This is a genomic window from Marinobacter sp. DS40M6, from assembly GCF_028581595.1.
In the GTDB taxonomy this organism is placed as follows: Bacteria; Pseudomonadota; Gammaproteobacteria; order Pseudomonadales; family Oleiphilaceae; genus Marinobacter; species Marinobacter salarius.
This window is the reverse complement of sequence record NZ_JAFCAE010000001.1, coordinates 697579-718122: the sequence shown is the minus strand read 5'-3', so window position 1 is coordinate 718122 and position 20544 is coordinate 697579. Positions and strand designations below refer to the sequence as shown.

General features: G+C 58.9%; 13 protein-coding genes. 9 read left to right on the top strand and 4 right to left on the bottom strand.

Annotation, left to right across the window (positions count from 1 at the left end; genetic code table 11):
• Positions 1-20 precede the first annotated feature (20 nt).
• Genes recD through recC form a run of 3 tightly spaced genes read right to left on the bottom strand, consistent with a single transcriptional unit; the run spans position 21 to position 9492 of the window.
• Positions 21-2192: an exodeoxyribonuclease V subunit alpha gene (recD, locus tag JJO78_RS03195; protein WP_075195424.1), complete on the bottom strand. Its 2172-nt coding sequence runs from the start codon at positions 2190-2192 to the stop codon at positions 21-23.
• Positions 2189-5896, bottom strand: coding sequence for an exodeoxyribonuclease V subunit beta (recB, locus tag JJO78_RS03190; RefSeq protein WP_083637191.1), 3708 nt, complete (start codon positions 5894-5896; stop codon positions 2189-2191). Before recB ends, recD begins: the two co-directional genes overlap by 4 nt.
• Positions 5893-9492: an exodeoxyribonuclease V subunit gamma gene (gene recC, locus JJO78_RS03185; RefSeq protein WP_075195425.1), complete on the bottom strand. Its 3600-nt coding sequence runs from the start codon at positions 9490-9492 to the stop codon at positions 5893-5895. The genes recB and recC overlap by 4 nt, the downstream gene beginning before the upstream one ends.
• Before the next feature lie 182 nt (positions 9493-9674).
• On the opposite strand from recC, the gene JJO78_RS03180 reads away from it, so the two are divergent.
• From JJO78_RS03180 to JJO78_RS03160, 5 genes are all read left to right on the top strand, one after another.
• Positions 9675-10703 (top strand): TRAP transporter substrate-binding protein, encoded by a 1029-nt coding sequence (locus JJO78_RS03180; RefSeq protein WP_075195426.1) that lies wholly within the window; start codon positions 9675-9677, stop codon positions 10701-10703.
• A gap of 109 nt (positions 10704-10812) precedes the next feature.
• Entirely contained in the window at positions 10813-11406 is a 594-nt protein-coding gene (locus tag JJO78_RS03175; RefSeq protein ID WP_036202413.1) for a TRAP transporter small permease, read from the top strand.
• Positions 11407-11439: 33 nt separating this feature from the next.
• Positions 11440-12723 carry a TRAP transporter large permease gene (locus tag JJO78_RS03170; RefSeq protein ID WP_075195427.1) on the top strand — a complete coding sequence of 428 codons (1284 nt, stop codon included), beginning with the start codon at positions 11440-11442 and terminating at the stop codon, positions 12721-12723.
• Between the two features lie 33 nt (positions 12724-12756).
• Positions 12757-13197 (top strand): universal stress protein, encoded by a 441-nt coding sequence (locus tag JJO78_RS03165; protein WP_041333611.1) that lies wholly within the window; start codon positions 12757-12759, stop codon positions 13195-13197.
• A gap of 23 nt (positions 13198-13220) precedes the next feature.
• Positions 13221-14633 carry an alanine/glycine:cation symporter family protein gene (locus tag JJO78_RS03160; RefSeq protein ID WP_075195428.1) on the top strand — a complete coding sequence of 471 codons (1413 nt, stop codon included), beginning with the start codon at positions 13221-13223 and terminating at the stop codon, positions 14631-14633.
• Positions 14634-14648: 15 nt separating this feature from the next.
• Here JJO78_RS03160 and JJO78_RS03155 read toward each other — a convergent pair whose 3' ends face one another.
• Positions 14649-16886: a sensor domain-containing diguanylate cyclase gene (locus tag JJO78_RS03155; protein WP_226909965.1), complete on the bottom strand. Its 2238-nt coding sequence runs from the start codon at positions 16884-16886 to the stop codon at positions 14649-14651.
• 246 nt (positions 16887-17132) lie between these two features.
• Between JJO78_RS03155 and phnD the strand changes: the two genes are divergently transcribed.
• The 4 genes from phnD to phnE (JJO78_RS03135) are packed head-to-tail and all read left to right on the top strand — an operon-like array spanning position 17133 to position 20540.
• A complete protein-coding gene (gene phnD / locus JJO78_RS03150; protein ID WP_075195430.1) occupies positions 17133-18083 on the top strand; it encodes a phosphate/phosphite/phosphonate ABC transporter substrate-binding protein in 951 nt (316 codons plus the stop codon).
• 20 nt (positions 18084-18103) lie between these two features.
• On the top strand, positions 18104-18922 hold the full coding sequence (gene phnC, locus JJO78_RS03145) for a phosphonate ABC transporter ATP-binding protein (RefSeq protein ID WP_126810761.1): 819 nt from the start codon (positions 18104-18106) through the stop codon (positions 18920-18922).
• A 2-nt stretch (positions 18923-18924) separates the two neighbouring features.
• Positions 18925-19728 (top strand): phosphonate ABC transporter, permease protein PhnE, encoded by an 804-nt coding sequence (gene phnE, locus JJO78_RS03140; protein WP_075195432.1) that lies wholly within the window; start codon positions 18925-18927, stop codon positions 19726-19728.
• 5 nt (positions 19729-19733) lie between these two features.
• On the top strand, positions 19734-20540 hold the full coding sequence (gene phnE, locus JJO78_RS03135; RefSeq protein ID WP_201296217.1) for a phosphonate ABC transporter, permease protein PhnE: 807 nt from the start codon (positions 19734-19736) through the stop codon (positions 20538-20540).
• Positions 20541-20544: the final 4 nt, after the last annotated feature.

Sequence of the window (20544 nt, the reverse complement as noted above, 5' to 3'; positions counted from 1 at the left end):
AAGGGTTAACAATAGACGCTTCAAGCCAACAACCCAGCCAGCCCTGACGCCCTGATCACGCTACGCCCCACTGCCTCTTTCAGCACACCGTCCTGGCATACCGCCAGGCTGAGCCAGTGGCGTGCCCGGGTGATGCCGGTGTATACCAGCTCCCGGGTCAACACCGGGGTCAGGCGGTCCGGAATCACCAGGCAGGCGTGGGTGAATTCCGAGCCCTGGGACTTGTGCACGGTCATGGCGTAGACCGTTTCCATCGATTGCAAACGGCTGGGCGATATCCATCGGACACCTCCGCTACCGTCACTGGACGGAAAGGCGACCCTCAGGGTCTCAACCGGCTCACCCGCGTCGTTACGATCCCAGGGCACGCTCAGGGTGATACCGATATCGCCATTCATCAGCCCCAGATTATAGTCGTTTCCGGTGATCAGTACCGGACGACCGGCGTACCAACCGTCGGTGCGCTCGATCAACCCGGCACTATGTAAACGCCCGGCAATGTCATGGTTCAGTCCTTCCACTCCAAACGGCCCCTGACGCAACGCGCAAAGCACCTTGAAGCGATTGAACGCCGCAAGCACCTCGGTTGCCCAGGCGTCCCATGATTCACGCCCATCCGCCTCGACGTCGATGACAGGTTTGCGGTCACGAATCAGCTTTAGATAGTGGCCGTAGCCAACCGGAGGATCAACCGGCGCAGTGCCAACCACGCGCTGCATGCCCTGGCTGTGAAAGCGTTCCGGGCTGCCGGTCAGGGCGTGATTTGCCAACCACCCCATGTCGTTCTCACCAGTCAGCCAGGCCACATCCTCAAAGCCCTGGTTGCGGCATTGGCCGATCAATTCCCTGCTGAGCTGGCCCGCATTGGTGGCCGACGCCAGCACGCCGATACCGCTATGCTCGTCAAACCGATAGCTCTTTCGCAGCATGGCAACCGCCTGGTCCAGGGCCAGGCCTTCGGAGTCCAGCAGCTCTGATGGCAATTGACATCCGGTCACCGCTTGCAGCCATTGCGCCGTTTGCGGCAGGTAGTGTGCGCCTTCGGCGCGCTGGCAGAGCTCCCCCAACACCGCACCAGCGTCCACCGACGCCAGTTGATCCTTGTCCCCCAGCATAATCAGCCTGGCCTTGTCGGGCAGGGCGGCAAAGACCGACGCCATCAGGTCCACATCCACCATGGACGCTTCATCAATCACCAGGATATCCAATGGCAACGGATTGTCCTCGTTGTGACGAAAACTCCGTGAACCCGGGCGACTGCCCAACATCCGGTGTAATGTAGTGACCTGGGTTGGAATGGCGGATTTATCCGGTGCACCCGGCAGGCTTTCCAGCGGCAGACGGTCAACGGCACCCCCGATGGACTCACTGAGCCTTGCGGCCGCTTTTCCGGTTGGCGCCGAGAGGCGGATGCGCAGGTAAGGGTTGGCACCGGCGGTCTCAGCCGATTCACAAGCCATCGACTGCAAAGCCGCCAGCAGGTTGACTACCGTGGTGGTTTTACCGGTGCCGGGACCGCCGGTAATGACACTGAAGCGGTTCCGTGCTGCCAGGGCACAGGCCACTTTTTGATAATCCGGCGGGCCATCGGAATCGTTTTCCGTGCCGAACAGGGTATCCAGTGCCGTTTTCAACGGCGCGGTATCCGTCAACGCCACACGGTTGTCGAGACGTGTCCGAATACCGGCGGCAATAGCCTGCTCATAGCGCCAGAATCGACGCAGGTACAGCCGCGAGCCATCCAATACCAGCGGTGCTGCCTGCTCGCCGTTGCTGACAGCGCAGCTTTGCCCCAGCATCCCAATCAGTTGGTCAGCGTCGACACTGGCAAACAGATCCGACGGCCTAGGGCTGTTTTCAGGTAGAGAACCGACGCCTTCCGGCGGCAGCACCAGCGTTGGTTCCGTGGCACGACAGAGATGACGCACATCCAGGCAAACGTGCCCCCGCCCCACCTGGTGTGACACCATCGCTGACAGCAGCGCAAGCATGGCCACCGGCTGCTCTCCCTGTTCACGGACCATCGTGCAAACAAACGTCGCGAAGGCATGATCGAGGGCACGAATCCAGTCGCGCTCCACCCACTCATCCAGCAGGGCCAGAGCGTCGGCAGCGGTTTGGGGCAACCGTGGTGCCGGTTCGGGCTCAACGGCGTCGAACAGGTCCGCAATGGTTCCGCTTTCTCCGGTCATGCTGCTTTCTCCCCCTGGCCGCTGAACAGCCGGTCCAGTTCCTCAATCAGGGCCCTGTCCGGTCGTTCGGTAAAAGCGCCGGCGCCCGGTGCATCGCAGCCACGCAGGAACAGGTAGACGGCACCTCCCATGTGGCTGTCGTAATCGTAGTCCGGCAGGCGCGCTTTCAACAGGCGGTGCAACGCCAGCAGGTAGATGACGTACTGCAAGTCATACCGTTTCTCAAGGATTTTGTCTTTCATCACGTCAGGGATATAGGCCTGATCGTCCTCCCCCAGGAAGTTCGACTTGTAGTCCAGCACGTAGTAGCGGCCTTCGTGTTCAAACACCAGGTCGATAAACCCTTTCAGCATGCCATTGAAGGTGGCTTGCTGAGCCTCGGGACGCGGATCACCACCCAGCGTATGCCGGCGGACCAGTCTGTCCATGGCGAGGGTGTTCACCTCATGGCTTTCAAACCAGAACTCTAGTTCCGGCCGAAAGGTTTCAAGGCCCGCCAGGGAGCATGTCCTGCTGCTGCCCGGAAGCGGGATGTCCATGGTGATCAGGGTGTAGATCCAGGTTTTCAGGGTGTCAGTCCAATCACTCCAGTTGCGTAACTGGCAGCGTCGCTCCAGCAGCTCGTGGAGATCCTCCGGCGCATCAGCCACCTTATGGAACCCCTCTCCAGCGCACCACTCCAGAATATCATGCAGGAAGGTGCCGGGGCCGGAGCCTTTCGGGAAAGCATGCTGGTTGACCGGTTGCGGCCCTTGCCAGTCGGGAATCATTGCGGCCAGGGTATCGGCCACAACGGGCTCGTCCTCGTCACGCAGGTTCTCCTGCTCCGCATCCTCACTGGCCGGTGCGAAGTCGTTCCCGTAGCCACCGCGAGCGCCATAGGTGATCGCGGAATAGCTTGCGATCCACCAGTTTTCCCGGGCTTCCCGCACTGGCTCCAGGGCGTTGCCAAGCTCCGGCTCCTCGTCGCCCGCGTAAACGTCGTCTCCTGGTTCAGGCATGGGCGCCACATCGATTGCGGGCTCGCCGGTGGCCACGGACTGCAGGAAGGGCATCAGGTCCGTGTCTTCATCGCTGGCATTGCGGCCAATCAGGTGCCCCAGACCACTCTGCCGCCAGCCTTTGATGCCGCTGGCGCCAACCCAGGTGGCGTGACGGGATCGGGTCAGGGCAACGTAGAGTTTGCGAATATCCTCACCCAGTCGTTCGCGGTCGGCCCTGGCCAGGGTGTCTTCATCCGGCTCAAGGGAAATCTGCAGTCGGCCTTCGTCATCGTGGTACTTGATAAACGCCTGGTTCGGCTTTTCCTCGCGGAATTCGGTGGCAAACGGCAGGAACACCAACGGGTACTCCAGGCCTTTGGACTTGTGGACAGTAACCACCTTGACCAGCCCGGCATCACTTTCCAGGCGCATGGTGCGGTGTTCGTCCTCATCGTCGGAATCCTGCAACATCTCGGTGTAGTGGTGAATGAGCGCATGTTCGCCGTCCAGCTGCTGGCTGTCCTGCTGAAGCAGTTCGGCAATATGCAGAATGTCGGTCAGGCCGCGTTCGCCGTCAGGCCCGGACAGCAGCTTCGCCGGCACGTCATAGTCCATCAGCAGGCGCCGCAGCATCGGCAGTACGCCCTGTTGCTGCCAGAGTTCACGGTAGCCCTGAAAGCGGTTGATCTCGCGGTCCAGCGCATTCTCGTCACTGTACAGACGGTCCAGCTCCTGATAAGCCAGGCCCATGGTGGGCGTGGCGAGTGCCGCGCGAATCAGCGGAAGCTGGCCCGGTTCGGCGCAGGCCTGCAGCCACTGCAACATCTCCACTGACTGGACCGACTGCAGCACGGAATTACGGTCTGAGAGGTACACACTGCGAACGCCCCGGGCGCCCAATGATCGCCGGACGGCATTCGCCTCGTCACGTTTGTTGACCAGCACAGCAACGTGCTCCGGTCGCACGGGCTCAAACGGCGTGCCCTCGGCCCCAAAGCCCGCCTCGCCGCTCTGCCCCAGATTCAACAGGCGGGCAATCTCCGCCGCACAGGCCTCGGCCATGGCCTCCCTGCCGGTTTCCTTGGCGATAGGGCGCTCATCGGTCAGGGTCCAGAACGTCAGTGGTGGTCGCGGCTGCCCGTTAACAAGCCATTGCTGGCTGGTACCTTTGGCCTCCACGGGGCTGAAGGGCAACGGGTTGTCGTCCCCGGCTCGAAACAGGAAGGCCCCTTCGGGCAGGGACTGGTCGGCCTGGGCGAATACCCGGTTGACGCCGTTTACCATGGCGACAGCTGAGCGGTAGTTGGTCCCCAGCGTGTAGGTTCGGCTGCTGACCGCCCGACGGGCATCCAGATAGGTGTAGATATCAGCGCCACGGAAACCGTAAATCGCTTGTTTGGGGTCGCCAATCATCAACAGGCTGGTGTCTTGGTCGTTGCTGGCCACCCGGTATATACGGTCAAAAATCCGGTACTGCACCGGGTCGGTATCCTGGAATTCATCGATCATCGCCACCGGAAACTGCCGACGAATAGTGCCTGCCAGGCGTTCGCCCTGGGGGCCGCCCAACGCGGCATCCAGTCGTGTGAGCAGGTCGTCAAAGCCCATACTGGCCAGGCGCTGTTTTTCGCTGTCCAGGCGACGGGCGATCCAGCAGGCGGCATGATTGAGAATGTTCGCTTTCGCCACCGGCATGGTTTTCAATGCCGGTTTGAGTTCGGTGATGGCGTCCATGGCAGGATGATGCGGAGGCTCATCCTCGCCGGTCCATTTTTCGGCAAACGCGTCCGCCTCCAGGGTATCGAAACCCTTGGTGCGCTTGCTCGACAAGAACTCATGCGGTTCAGCCGCATCGGTTGTGGCCCATTCTCGAAGGTGTTCCACGGCTTTTTGAAGGGAGTTTTTGGTGGTGCCATGCAGCGGTTTCGGCTTTCGCTTCGTGGTTTCCGCCAACAGCTCTTCCAGTTCGTCGCACCAGGCCGGCCAGGGGGCTTTCAGAGCCTGCAGTTCCACCTCCCGCAGGCGTTTCGCTTCCTCCGCAGCGGCCAGTGGGTCACGTTCCGGCACTGGCAGGGCATCAACGTGTGGCAACAGGTTGCGCACTGACTGGCGCAGGCTTTCCGGGGTTTTCCAGGTGTCCAGCACCTCCCCCATCAACTCCGGTGGCATGGGGTAGATAAAGGTACGCCAGTAATCCCTCACAACGTCATCCAGCAGGTCCGTCTGACTGGTCTCCAGGGTCTGACGGAACAGGCTGCCGCTGTCGAAGGCATGCTCGCTGAGCATGCGATTGCACCAGCCGTGGATGGTGGACACGGCAGCCTCGTCCATCCATTCCGCGGCCAACAGCAGTTTGCGGCGGCAGGCTGGCCAGTCGGCCGCTGGGCAGGCATTGCGCAGATTCACCAGTGGGTCTTTTGACATCGCCGCGGTGTCGACGGTGTCCGGTTCAGCCGCGAATAACGCCGCTGCTTCGGTCAGGCGGGCGCGAATCCGGTCCCGGAGTTCCTTGGTGGCGGCCTCGGTAAAGGTCACCACCAACAGGTTGGGCGGCATGATGCCCTCACCGAGTGGCTCCTCCACGGTGCGATGGCCCAGTACCAGGCGCACGTACAGCAACGCCAGGGTAAAGGTCTTGCCGGTGCCGGCACTGGCCTCTATCAGCTGGCTGCCACGCAACGACAGTGTGAGGGGGTCGAGCTTGCGGATCTCTTCCATCATTTTGTCGACCCCCGTCCCGCACCGCCAGGCTTGGCCCGACCGGCCTGTTCGGCGTGCCAGAGTGGCTCATACAGTGCCGACACCAACAGCGGAAATTCGTCATCCGCCAGCAGTTGTTCTACCTCCGGATAGGCCCGGCGCAGGTAACCACTGTCGCGCTCCAGAGCCTTGCCGTAGGCGTCCGTCGCCTTCAGCAGTGCTTTGTCTTCACTGCCCTCGCCCCTGGCGGGAAAAAGGCCCCGCAAATAGCCGAAGGCCGCACCCGACTCTATCGGCAGCGGCCGCGTCTGGCCCTGAATCCAGTAGCCCAGGATGCCGGCCAGGTATTCCCTGGCCTGGTCGGTGTCCAGAGGCAACAGGTTGACGACACGCTTTTCCTCTTTGGCGATCACCAGGGTGTGGAAAGCGTTGTAGCGAATATTACCTGCCAGGTGTGCCACCCAGTGTTCCAAGAGGGCCGGGAACTTTAGCTGGCGAGCGCTTCCGGACCCTTCCAGCAGGTTGCTACTGGCAATCACCACCCGGCAGAAGTCACCGCCCGGGCGGGTACGCAGGTTGCCCAGCCTGTCGTTAACGGTGACCGTCGCGTCGCCATGCTCATGGCGGCACTCAAAGCCTGAGATATCCTCCACCGGCTCAGGCCAGAGCGCCACGGCCTCCTGATAACGCCGGTACAGGTCTGGCATGCGGCTTTCCAACTGCCGGGTCAGGGCGGTTTCGGTCACTCCCATGCCCAACTCGCCTCGCCGGGCCATGCTCGCCAGGGCAGCCTCCAGCCGCTGATGCAGTTCGTCCTCGGTGCCCGATTTCATTACCGCATGACGGATCAGTTCGTCCTCCAGACGCCAGTGGTGCAAGCCGTCCATGGCGAACGCCTCGTTGTCGGTGTCCAGGCTCTCCACATCGGTAAACCGGACCTGCAGCCGGCGCTGGTAAAAGGTGTCCACTGGTCGTTTGAGGAAAGCGCCAATATCGGCAATCGTCAGTGGCTCCGCCGCTGGCAGGAAAGGCAGTTCGGCTCCCACCACATCGGTTTCCCGTTGCTGGTGCGCACTGAGCCATTCACTGTCATAGGTGAACAGGCGCCGCGTTGCCAGCACCGCGTTCACGTCCGGCGAGCCATTGTGCCCGGCTCCGCGATTTCCGGCGGGAAAATACTCACGGCTGAACGGCTGCAGCGGGTGTTTGATCGTCAGGGCCGGAGAGGCTTTTCGGTCCGACTTCTCCACCTGCCACACCGCATCAAGATGGTCACAGAGCTGGCTGACCAGTACCGAGGGCGGCCGTTCCGAATCATCACGGATGCTGCGCCCTACCCAGCTGATGTAAAGCTGCTCCCGCGCGGAGAGCAATGCCTCCAGAAACAGGTAGCGGTCGTCCTCCCGGCGGGAACGGTCGCCCGGCCGGTAATCCACGGCCATCAGGTCAAAATCCACCGGCGGTCGCGAGCGCGGGTAGTCACCGTCGTTCATGCCCAACAGGCACACCCGCCGAAAGGGGATGGCGCGCATGGGCATCAGGGTTGCAAAATTGACCTTGCCGGCCAGGAAGCGCTGATTGAGGCCGCCTTCTTCCAACCCTTCCAGCAGAATTTCCCGCACGATGCTCAGGGGCAGTTCCACGTCTTCCATGCCCGCACTGTTGCAATCCTGGAGCCACTGCTCTGCCTGTCGGCGTAGCCGGTTCACCAGCAGTAGATCGTCGTCAGACAGTTCAGCGAAGAAGCGTTCGAGGATGGACTGCAGCCGATCGAGCCAGCCGGCAGGCGTCGCAGTGCACCTGAGCTCGTGCCAGAGCTCTTCCAGCCGATCCACAAAGCGGTAGAGATTGCCCGCCACACCTGCCTGCAGGCCGCCGATTTCCTCGAACGGTTCGATGCCCTGCCAGGGATCATCACGGCCAGCGCCATAGCCCAACAGCATCCGCCGCAGCCCCGCCTGCCAGGTGTTGCGTTCCAGCCCCTCAGGCAAGTCGAGACTGCTGCGATGTTCGCTGTGCAGACCCCAGCGAATGTTGGCGCCGTCCACCCATTGGCGTACCAATGGAAGATCGCCCTCGGCGATACCGAACCGGCTGCGTACGGCCGGCACTTCCAGCAGGCTGATGATCTCGCTGACGCCAAAACGGCTTTCGGGCAGCGCCATCAACGTGTCCAGTGCAATCAGCACCGGCTGACGATGCCGCTGGCCCTGGTCGGAAATGGTGAACGGGATGTAGCGCCGGGACGACGACGGGTAACGGCCAAACACCGCCTGGATGTGAGGTGCGTAGGTATCAACGTCTGGCACCATGACAATCACGTCGCGGGGCCGAAGCTGCGGGTTGCTGTTGAATGCCGCCAGCAACTGGTCGTGAAGAATCTCCACTTCCCGTTGCGGGCTGTGGGCATTGTGAAACACCACGGAATTGTCCTGGAACGGATCGAGGGTCCGTGCCTGCCCCAGCATCTCTGCCTGGGAAGTGAGCGAACGAATGTCGTTCTGGATCTGGTGCAACAGCGCAGGCTTATCCGGATCTCCGTGGGGCGTGAAAATATCGATCCGGCCCTCCGGAGTTGCCACGCGGCCCTGGTACGCCTCGGGGTTGTCGAATTCGTCCAGCAGGCGAATGTAGTCCCGCCCCTGTTTGCCCCAGGCCGCCAGCAGGGGGTTAGCGTGCTGGTGGAGGGCATCAGGGTCGGTCAGTGCCGCCAGTTCCGGGTGGGTCTTGCCGCGCTTGCGGTCCGCCGTCAGCAGGTCACGGTCGCTGATGATGTCGGCCCAGTAAAATTCGCTGGGATTATGGACACAGAGCACCACCTGGCTGACCCGGCTGAGAACGGACAGGGCTTCCAGCGCCTGCTTCGGCAGGGATGACACACCGAAGACCACAATACGACGGGGCAGGTTTGGAGGCCGGTCTGCGGCTGTCAGTGCCTGCCCTTGCGCCATGAACCGGGTGTGAATGCGTGAACGGCTGGTACCCGCGAGTTCGCCCACATCGGCCACCAGCCTGCGCCACAGTACCGCCTGCCAGCGCAGCTCATCGCCCAGCTCACGGTATTCGCCGCGCGCCATCCGCAGCCGGTCATGGCCGGCTTCCCAATCCGCCAGCCAATCGGCGCGGAAAACCTGATACTGGTCGAACAGGTCCGCAATCTTGCCGGCGAGCTGGTAGCGTCGGGTTTCAGTATCCGTTCCGGCCATGAATCGTCGCAACGGCGCAAACACGTCGTCGTCCGCGATCAACTCCGGCAGTAGTCGGAACAGGCGCCAGACCAGTCGGGACTTATCAAACGGGGACTGTTCCGGTACGCCCTCCGAGGTCAGTACCGCACGGTAGGCCTGCCAGATAAAGCGGGCGGGAAACAGAAAATCCATGCCGGCCGCAATCCCCAGGCCGCCGACCCCGACATCAGCACCCTCCTCGGACGGGTCTTCAGCCAGTGCCAGCTTGAGCCATTGGGCAATACCATTGCTCTGCACAAGAAAGGTTTCACTTTCCAGCGGTGGCAGGGGGCTTTGCCGGCTGATCCAGACCACAGCCCGGCGCAGGTCTTCCAGATGATTCGCGTGGATGGCGTGAAAGCCGGGCTCGATGGATGGCGTTACTGGCATACCTGCCCTGTGTGTTGTTTCCGGTAAGAAACAAAAGCCTACCACAACTTGCATGGGCGACCGGAACGCGTCGCTTTCGGCCCCAGGTAAATTCGCCAATTTCTTGCGAAATCGGGATTGTTTTGCCAGTCTAAATAAATGTAACAGATCATTTCAGCAAAAAAATAAGCGGAGACAACGCGATGAGCACCATGAGCAAGTTCAAGAAACTGGCCGGATTTTCTGCGTTTGCCTTTGCCGCAATGACAGCGGCGAATTCGGTGAATGCTGCCAACTGGCGCTATGCGCACGAAGAATATGAAGGTGATGTCCAGGACGTATTCGCTTACGACTTCAAGGAATACATCGAAGACAACTCCGACCACACCTTGCAGATTTATCGTTTTGGTGAGCTCGGCGAATCCGACGACATCATGGAGCAGACCCAGGCTGGCATCCTTAACTTCGTCAACCAGTCTCCCGGCTTCACCGGCTCGCTGATTCCGGAAGCGCAAATTTTCTTCATTCCTTACCTGATGCCGACCGACATGGACACGGTGATCAAGTTCTTCCGTGAAAGTGAGGCGATCAACGAGGACTTCCCGGAGCTGTATGCCCAGAATGGTCTGGAGCTTCTGCAGATGTACCCGGAAGGCGAAATGGTTGTAACGGTGGACGAGCCCGTCAGCAAACCGGAAGACTTCAACAACAAGAAGATCCGTGTCATGACCAACCCGCTGCTGTCGGAAACCTATTCAGCGTTTGGTGCAACCCCCACGCCGCTGCCCTGGGGTGAAGTTTACGGTGCCCTGCAGACCAACATGATCCAGGGTCAGGAGAACCCGATTTTCTGGATCGAATCCGGCGGTCTTTATGAAGTTTCCCCGAACCTGGTCTTCACCAGTCACGGCTGGTTCACCACTGCCATGATGGCCAACAAGAACTTCTACGACGGCCTGTCCGACGAAGACAAGAAGCTTGTTGAGGACGCTGCGGATTACGCGTTCGAGAAAATCATCGTTCACATCGATGGTCTCGCTGAAGAAGCCCTTGAGAAGATCCAGAAAGCCAGCGACGAAGTCACCGTCACTCGCCTGAACGACGAACAGATCGAAGCCTTCAAGGCCCGCGCGCCGCAGGTTGAAGAGAAGTTCATCGAGATGACTGGCGAAAGCGGTAAAGAACTGCTGAACCAGTTCAAGGAAGACCTCAAGGAAGTTCAGAGCAACTGATCCTGAAGGAACCATTCCCGCCGGCCCTGCCCGGCGGGAATCTGTTTTAACCCCGCCCCGCCGGGGACCTCCTGCCGGCTGGGAGCGATATGTTCTGGAGCAACCCCCCATGTCCGAGAACTCCCCGGATCTAGAAGACGATACCGGCACCTACGAGTCCGGCCTGCCCGGGTTTCTGGGAACCATTGATGAAGTTATTGCTAAAACTGAGGCCGTGATGCTCGCGGTTGGCGTCATCCTTATGGCCGTCAACACATGCATCAACGTTATTGCACGCTTTGTCTTTGGAGAAGGCCTGTTTTTCTCCGGCGAGATTAACCGGATTCTTATTATCCTGATTACGTTTGCCGGCATCGGCTACGCGGCCCGCCATGGCCGCCATATCCGCATGTCTGCGGTTTATGATGCGATCCCGCCAAAAGGGCGCAAAGTACTGATGATTTTCATCGCCCTGTTTACCTCTTTGGTAATGTTCTTCCTCTGCTACCACTCCTATGGATACGTCGAGACCCTTTACAGCCGTGGGCGAATTCTCCCTGCGTTGGGCTTTGAGATCTGGTGGATTTACGTTTGGGCGCCAGTGGGCTTTGCGATTACCGGCATTCAGTATTTCCTCACAGCGATCAAGAATCTCACCAGCAAGGATGTTTATCTCTCCACTGGTGTGATCGACGGCTACTCTGATAGTGAGTCGGAAGTCTGAACCTGCAGCTGCTTTAACAAAGGATAGAAACTCATGGCGACTATAATGATGGTAATCATGATCGGGCTGCTGCTCCTGGGCTTCCCGATGATGGTTCCGCTGATTACCGGTGCGGTGGTCGGTTTTGTAATGATGTTTGATGGCTTCGGCCAGATGGGCACGTTCGTCCAGCAAATGATGGGAGGTATCCGTCCAGCCTCTTTGATTGCTGTGCCCATGTTCATTCTGGCGGCTGATATCATGACTCGCGGGCAGTCCGCCGACCGCCTTATCCATATGGTGATGGCCTTTATCGGGCACATCAAAGGCGGGCTGGCGATCAGTACAGCCACCTCGTGTACCCTCTTTGGTGCGGTATCCGGCTCCACCCAGGCGACGGTTGTGGCTGTTGGTTCTCCCTTGCGTCCCAAACTGCTTAAAGCGGGCTATTCCGACTCGTTCTCCCTGGCGCTGATCATCAATTCCAGTGACATTGCCTTTTTGATCCCCCCCAGTATCGGCTTCATTATCTACGGGGTTATTTCCGGAACCTCCATTGCCGAACTGTTCATTGCAGGCATCGGCCCGGGCGTCATGATTCTGATGATGTTTTCAATCTACTGCCTGATCTATGCATACATTAACAAGGTCCCCACCGAGGAAAGGGCCGGCTGGAGAGAACGGGGGGTCGCCGTCCGCGAAGCACTATGGCCTCTTTTCTTCCCGGTCATCATTGTTGGTGGTATCTACGGCGGTATTTTCAGCCCTACGGAGGCCGCCGCTGTGTGCGTGCTGTACGCCTTCTTACTCGAATTCGTGGTGTTCCGCTCGCTGAAATTGCCGGATATCTATCGGATTGCCAAGTCCACCGGCCTGATTACCGCTGTGGTTTTCATACTGGTTGCCGTGGGCAACGGCTTTTCCTGGATTATCTCGTTTGCACAGATTCCACAAACAATACTGGAAGCAGTTGGCGTCAATGAAGCCGGCCCGGTAGGTGTCCTGATTGCGATCTGTATCGCCTTCTTTGTTGCCTGCATGTTTGTTGACCCGATCGTGGTGATACTGGTGCTGACGCCGATCTTTGCACCGGCGATCGAAGCCACCGGTCTGGACCCAGTGCTCGTCGGGGTTCTGATTACACTGCAGGTCGCCATAGGCTCTGCAACGCCACCCTTTGGTTGTGACATATTCACCGCCATCGCCATATTCAAGCGCCCATACTGGGAAGTAATCCGTGGTACGCCACCGTTCGTCTTTATGCTGGTGGCAGCGGCCGGGCTGATCATCGCCTTCCCGCAAATTGCGCTGTTCCTTCGTGACGTTGCGTTCCGCTGAGGGATATAGAGACCGGACTTCAGGGAGAGTGAAATGTTCAAGAAAATTCTGGTGGCCGTTGACGGTTCCAAGTCATCCTTCAAGGCCATGGACAAGGCCATTGAGCTACAAAAACTCATGGACACCGAGATCTATCTGATCTGTGTTTACAAGCATCACAGCCTGTTTGAGGCATCTCTGTCGATTGGCCGGCCGGATAGCATGGATATCCCTGACAAGGTGCTATCGGAATACGCCAAGGAGATCGTCAACCATGCCAAGGAAAAGGCCAAGGAAAAGGGGGCGGTAAAGGTTCGGGGCTTTGTTAAAGCCGGCCGTCCTTCCAGCGTGATCGTCAAGTTTGCCAAGGACAAGGAAGTAGACCTGATTGTGGTCGGTACCCGGGGCACTCACAGCGATAAAGAGGGTATGCTGCTTGGCAGCGTGTCCCACCGCGTCGCTTCCAAGGCGAAATGTCCAGTGCTGGTAGTTTAACGACAACTGTTTAAGGAAGAACTATGACCACTATCGTAGATTCGCTGAACTCCATTCTGTGGGGCTACGTTCTGGTCTACGGCCTGCTGGGCGTTGGTGTCTTTTTCACCATCCGTCTGGGTTTTCTGCAATTCCTCAATTTTGGGGAAATGATCCGCGCCATTCGTGGCTCCCGTGACAGCGATGTCCACGGTATATCGCCGTTCCAGGCCCTATGCACCAGCCTTGCCTCTCGCGTGGGCACCGGCAACCTCGCCGGTGTCGCGGTGGCCCTGTATCTTGGCGGTGCTGGCGCCATCTTCTGGATGTGGATGGTCGCCCTGGTCGGCATGGCAACCGGCTACGCGGAGAGCACGCTGGCACAGCTCTACAAGGTACGTGATGGCAAAGGCCAGTATCGGGGTGGGCCTGCGGTCTACATAACCAAGGGCCTGAAGGCGCCGTGGGCGGGCAGTATTTTTGCCGTCTGCCTGATCCTGTCCTTCGGACTGGTCTTCAACGCTGTTCAGGCAAATTCCATTGCCGATGCCATGCAGGGTGCCTTTGGAGTGCCCAAGATTTGGGTTGGCATTGTGATCGCTGTTCTCGCGGGCATTGTCATCTTTGGTGGCCTGCGCTCCATCGTCCGGTTCGCAGAACTGGTAGTGCCGCTGATGGCGGGTCTCTATGTGCTTATTGCTCTGGTGATTATGGCCATTAACATCACTGAAGTGCCGGGCGTGCTGATGACCATCGTAAAGAGCGCCTTCGGGCTGGAAGAAGCCGCCGGCGGCGCAGCGGGTTCCATTACCGCCGCCATGCTCAATGGTATCAAGCGCGGGCTGTTCTCCAACGAGGCCGGCATGGGCTCGGCGCCCAACATTGCGGCAACGGCCACACCAGCGCCCCACCACCCGTCATCCCAGGGATTGGTGCAGGCGTTTGGCGTGTTTGTCGACACCATCATTATCTGCACCGCAACAGCAGTGATGATTTTGCTCTCCGGCGTCATGGAACCGGGCTCCGGCATTACCGGAACCCAGCTTACCCAGGATGCCATGCAAAGCCACATTGGCGAGTCTGGCGCCTATTTCATCGCCATTGCCATCCTGTTCTTTGCATTCACGTCCATTGTCGCCAACTACACCTACGCAGAGAATGCCCTGATTCACCTTGGCGGTGACAGTACCATCGCCATTACACTGCTTCGCTCTGCCGTCCTGGGGATGGTTGTATGGGGCAGTTACGAGGCGGTGGTGACTGTTTTCAACGCCGCTGACGCATCCATGGGTCTGATGGCAACCATCAACCTGATTGCCATTGTCATGCTTTCAGGTACGGTGGTGAAGCTGACAAAAGACTATCTTGCCCAGCGCAAACAGGGCGAGGTACCCCACTTCAAATCAAAAGACTACCCTGAGCTGCACGAAAAGATCGACGGCAACATCTGGCATTAGTACCCGTTCCGGCGCCTATGAAATTTCTACCCGGTCCCTGCCCGCCTCCTTGGCGCGGTAAAGGGCCCGGTCGGCAAGTCCCAGCAAGCTGTCTGGGGAATCGCTGCACTCGGGCCAGCTGGACACCCCCACCGATATGGTTACATGGCCCAACTCAAAGCCACCATGTTCCACCGGCATGGCACGGACGGCATGGGCCAGTTCTCGCGCCTTATCGTAAGCGGCTTTTGCGGTGGAGCCAGCCATGATGATGACAAACTCCTCGCCTCCAAAACGACAGACCACATCGCTGTCGCGGAAATGCCGCGCCAACACACCGGCCACGGCTTTCAGAGCGGAATCGCCGGCTTCGTGGCCATGAGTGTCGTTAAAGCGTTTGAAATGATCGATATCCACCATCAGCAGTGACAGCGGCTGGTCACCACGCAAGGCCACCGCCGACTCGTGCTCCAGAAGCTGATCAAAATAACGGCGATTCTTCAGGCCGGTGAGCGCATCCTCATACGAGTATTTCTGCAGTTCCTCCCGCAAGCTGATGCTTGAGAGCGCGATACCGATTTTCTGCACCCCCTGACTTAACGTCTGGAACAAGCGGGCCACGCCGTAATCCGTGCCGTCAGCCGCAAACTCGTCCGGCACTTCCACAAACAACAGCGCCATTGTCACCGCCCCCTCGGTTGCCGACTGCAGATTGATCCACAAACACAATGACTCATCCTCGTCCTTCTGCCACCCGGACCAGGACTGATCCAGGTCCTGAACATGGCGGGCCGGTATCTGGCTATGGGGCGGCGGGCCCTCAGGAGTTTCGATGCGTAATGGTGATTCCGGTTCCCCTGCATACCCCCAGCGAGTCAACAGTTCATAGGCGCTGCCGTTTTCCACACGCTGATATAGCCTTCCCCGCAGAGGACTGCACAGGTCAGGAAGTCGTCGCGCCAGGATATGGAACGTCTGGTTGAGGCTGATGCAATCCTGCAGTTCCCCGTTGATGTCGTTCAGAACACGGGTTTTTTCATTCTCGAACGTGAGCAGCCTCACCCTGGCCTGCTCACGGCGAGCCAACGATTCCGCCTTCTGGGTTCGCTCTGTTACCTGCTGCTCCAGCGACAGGTTCAACCGATGGAGCGCCTGTTGGGTTCGTGCATAATGCCAGAGGGAAATCATCACTACGGCCAGCGAGAAGACCAGCGTTCCCCAACTGACCGGTACCCGCCCCCAGGGCAGGACGCCGTGGGCAACGGCCATATCCACCACCAACAAGCTGCAGAACACGCCATAAGCGGCGAGGATGATCTGCTGTTCAATCTTCAGTTGTCTGAACCGCTTTACGACAACGACCGTGACGGTTGCAAGGGACGCTAACAGCAGCGCATCAAACGGCGGGTACGTTGATGACAGGTCAACCACACCCATTAATGCCAGCCCTATCGCCACCACCGCGTAGACAAGGTGAATCTTCCAGACCAGATTAATCAACCAGGGCCGGCGATCACTGAACCACTGCTCCAGCAACAATGCCATGGCCACCGGCAGCATGTAGTAGGAACCAGCGGCCAGATAGTCCCACATCATCGGCAGGTTCCAGATCAACTGACTGGCCTGGCTGTCGGACAGAAGCAGAACAGCGGACGACAAAGAGAACAGGGCAATGCTGCCGAAACTCTTCTTTTCCGTTTGCAACAGGGCAAAGATCATCGCTAGCAGGGCAATCAGGGCTGAAAAGCCGGAAATGACCAGGGCTTCGAGGGAGTTTTTCACGATAAACAGGGTCAGGGCCGGCTGCTCCATAATGGAGACTTCACCCCACAGACCAATGTCGGTGTAATCAGAGAAAATGCGAAAGTAGATCGGCGTACCCGCAAACTCTTCAGGCAGCGGAATCGCGTGCCAGGGCCAACCTTCAAAACGCCCCCGGCCCTGATCATCAAACGTGCCGTACTGGTAGATGTTCTCGCCGTCGAGCCAGACCTGGACAATCAGATCGACACTGTAGATATACAGAACCGGCTCCTGCCACTCGCCCTCCGGAAGGGTGATGCGATACCACACATGTTCTTGTCCGTTGCGACCAGGCGGGTTGGATGGAAAGCTGATAGCGTTCCATTGCCAGGGGGCCTGACCCAGAGTCCACTCCGGCACCCCCTCCTCGGTCAATGGAGAATCGCCCCACCGATATTCCCATCCCTCGTCCAGGTCCACTGCCGCATACGCCGCCGAAGGCACCAAAAAGCTCAAAGCGATCAGGAGCATCAGCCTTACGGCGTTTAGGGAGTACAACATCTGCATACAGTGGGCTTGCCTGTCGCCAAATAGTACAGTAGTGCAATTATACAACATCTATGGAGTTAAACTCGCTCAGGCGCGCCATAAAAACAAGTGCTAACTGAAGCCATAGCAACGCTTTCGCGTTTTTGCCCGTTCTACCTGTCACAAAACCATCACACAGTTTCCGTAGTGTCATATTCACGTCATCAACAGGACACAAGGAACTGCCTCATGAACCGTACCATTGCTGCTATCACCATTGCCTCAATACTCCTGCCCGTCGCTGCCCACAGCGCCTTCAAACTGGATTCACGATACCAGGATCGTGATGGCGACCTTGTTGCCGACATCCCGGAACAGACCGAAAAGCAGACCGACCCGTCCACCCTCGTATTTGCCTATACACCGGTTGAAGATCCAGCGGTCTATCGTGAGGTGTGGTCCGGTTTCCTGGACCACCTGTCGGACATCACCGGCAAGCAGGTGCAGTTCTTCCCGGTTCAGTCCAACGCCGCCCAGATTGAAGCGATGCGTGCGGGTCGCCTTCACATTGCCGGCTTCAACACCGGTTCCAACCCCCTGGCCGTTGCCTGCGCTGGATTCCGTCCATTCACCATGATGGCTGCCGCCGATGGCTCCTTCGGATACGAGATGGAAATCATCACCTACCCGGGCTCTGGTGTTGAAAAGGTGGAAGACATTCGCGGGGGAGAGCTGGCGTTCACCTCCCAGACCTCCAACTCCGGCTTCAAAGCGCCGTCAGCCATTCTCAAGGCCGACTACAACATGGTTCCTGACCAGGACTTTGAGCCAGTGTTCTCAGGCAAACACGATAACTCCATTCTTGGCGTCGCCAATAAAGACTACCAGGCCGCGGCGATTGCCAATTCGGTACTCAACCGAATGTTGCAACGGGATGTCGTGAGTGACGAACAGATCGTCAGCGTCTACAAATCACAAACCTTCCCGACCACCGGCTACGGCATTGCCCATAACCTGAAACCGGAGCTCCAGGAACAGATCCAGGAAGCCTTCTTTACCTTCGACTGGAAAGGCTCCGAACTGGAAGAAGAGTTCTCCAAATCCGGCGAGGCACAGTTCATTCCCATCACCTTCAAGGAACACTGGGAAGTGATCCGCAAGATCGACGATGCCAACGGCGTTGAATACAACTGCCGTTAATCCGGCCACGGCAGGTTACTGTGCTCGAACTCAAACACCTTTCGAAAACCTACCGCACCGGCGACCAGGCCTTGACCGACATCGGCTTTACCGTGCCGGCAGGGCAGGTCGTTGGCCTGATCGGCCCGTCCGGTGCGGGAAAATCCACACTGATCCGCTGCATCAACCGGCTGGTTGAACCGTCCCGGGGCTCAGTCGTCCTGGGCGATACCGAACTGACAACCCTCCGCGGCCGGGCGTTGCGCAAAGCCAGAAGGCGTATCGGTATGATTTTCCAGGAGTACGCCCTGGTGGAACGACTGACCGTGATGGAGAACGTCCTGTCGGGGAGACTGGGCTACGTGGCCGGATGGCGGTCGTTTTTGCGCCGTTTCAATCGCGAGGACATTGCCCTGGCCTTTTCGTTGCTGGAAAAAGTCGGCCTGGCAGAGCACTACAATAAGCGCGCGGATGCCCTGTCGGGCGGCCAGCGACAGCGTGTGGGAATCGCACGGGCGCTGGAGCAGAACCCGGAGCTGCTTCTGGTGGATGAACCCACCGCCTCCCTGGACCCCAAAACCTCCCGTCAGATCATGCGCTTGATCCAGACGGTTTGCCGGGAACGCAACCTGCCCGCGATCATCAATATCCACGATGTCATGCTGGCCCAGCAGTTCTCCGACCGTATCATCGGCCTGCGCGCAGGCGAGGTGGTGTTTGACGGCAAACCGGAAGAGCTGACGGACGACGTGCTAACACGCATCTATGGTGAGGAAGACTGGGCCCAGGTACGCAAGGACCAAACAGATGAAGACAACGACAGGGCATCCCCAGCCGTTGATCTGGCGGAGGGTGTCTAGTTTTGTCCAACGCCACGCCCTCTACCTGGAGACGCCCGCCCGTTCTGCTGAAAAACCCGCTCTGGCGACGGGCATTCTACCTTGGCGCGATTGTCTATCTGGCACTGGCCCTGCAAAGCGTCGAGGTCAACTGGATGCGGGTGTACGATGGCCTTGAGCGCGGCTGGCGATTTGTGGAAGGCTTCCTTGTACCCGATTTCACGTCTCGTTGGACCGATATCCGGGCAGGGCTGATCGAAAGCCTGACCATGACGGTTACTTCTACAGTCGCAGGCATCCTGATCTCGGTGCCCATCGGCATAGGCGCTGCCCGCAACCTGGCGCCTGCACCCGTTTACCTCGCCTGCCGGGCCATTATTACCCTATCCCGTTCCTTCCAGGAGGTGATCATCGCCATCCTGCTGGTGGCAATGTTCGGATTTGGCCCCTTTGCCGGCTTCCTCACCCTGGCGTTTGCCACCATCGGCTTTCTATCAAAGCTGTTGGCCGAAGATATCGAGGCCTGCGATCGCAACCAGATTGAGGCGATCCGCGCTACCGGCGCAGGCTGGTGGCAAGTGGTTAACTACGCGGTGCAGCCCCAGGTGATGCCCCGCCTTGTGGGTTTGTCCCTGTACCGTCTGGATATCAACTTCCGAGAGTCAGCGGTGATCGGCATTGTCGGGGCCGGAGGCATAGGCGCCACCCTCAACACCGCCATTGATCGTTACGAATACGACTCCGCTGGCGCCATCCTGATTATCATCATCGCCATTGTACTGGCGGTTGAGTATTCCTCTTCACATATCCGCAGGTGGGTCCAGTGATAGACGTGAGCGCACGACACCACGCAGACTGGCAGTTCCATTCCGGTAAACAGCAACTGGCGCGATGGATCGGATGGTTTTGGCTGGTGGCCCTGACGGTATTCTGCTGGGAGTTGATGAACCGGAATACCATTTGGGCTTTCGTATCGGACGCACCGGACCAGGCCGCCGATATTGGTGAACGGATGTTTCCACCCGCATGGAGCTACGTGAACCAACTCTGGACGCCACTGTGGGACACTCTCAATATCGCAACCCTGGGCACGATTATCGGTGTGATTATCGCCATCCCAGTAGCCTTTCTGGCCGCCAGCAACACCACGCCCAGCCGTCGTTTCGTGCGGCCAGTGGCACTGCTCATCATCGTCTCCTCCCGCTCCATCAACTCGCTGATATGGGCGCTGTTGCTGGTAGCCATAATCGGTCCTGGTCTATTGTCGGGTATTGTCGCTATCGGACTGCGCTCCATCGGGTTCGTCGCAAAGCTTCTGTACGAAGCCATTGAGGAAATCGACGTCAAACAGGTTGAGGCGGTGCGCGCCACCGGAGCCTCCGGAGCGCAGGTCATTGACTATGCGATTGTGCCGCAGATCCTGCCCGCCTTCTGGGGCATCAGTGTTTTTCGCTGGGACATCAACATCCGCGAATCCACCATCCTTGGGCTGGTGGGCGCGGGCGGGCTCGGCCTGCAGCTGCAAGCATCCCTGAGCACCCTGGCGTGGAATCAGGTCACCATGATTTTCGTGGTGATACTGGTCACGGTGGTGGCCTCGGAATGGGTTTCCGCGAGGGTGCGCCAAGCGGTACTCTAGGCCA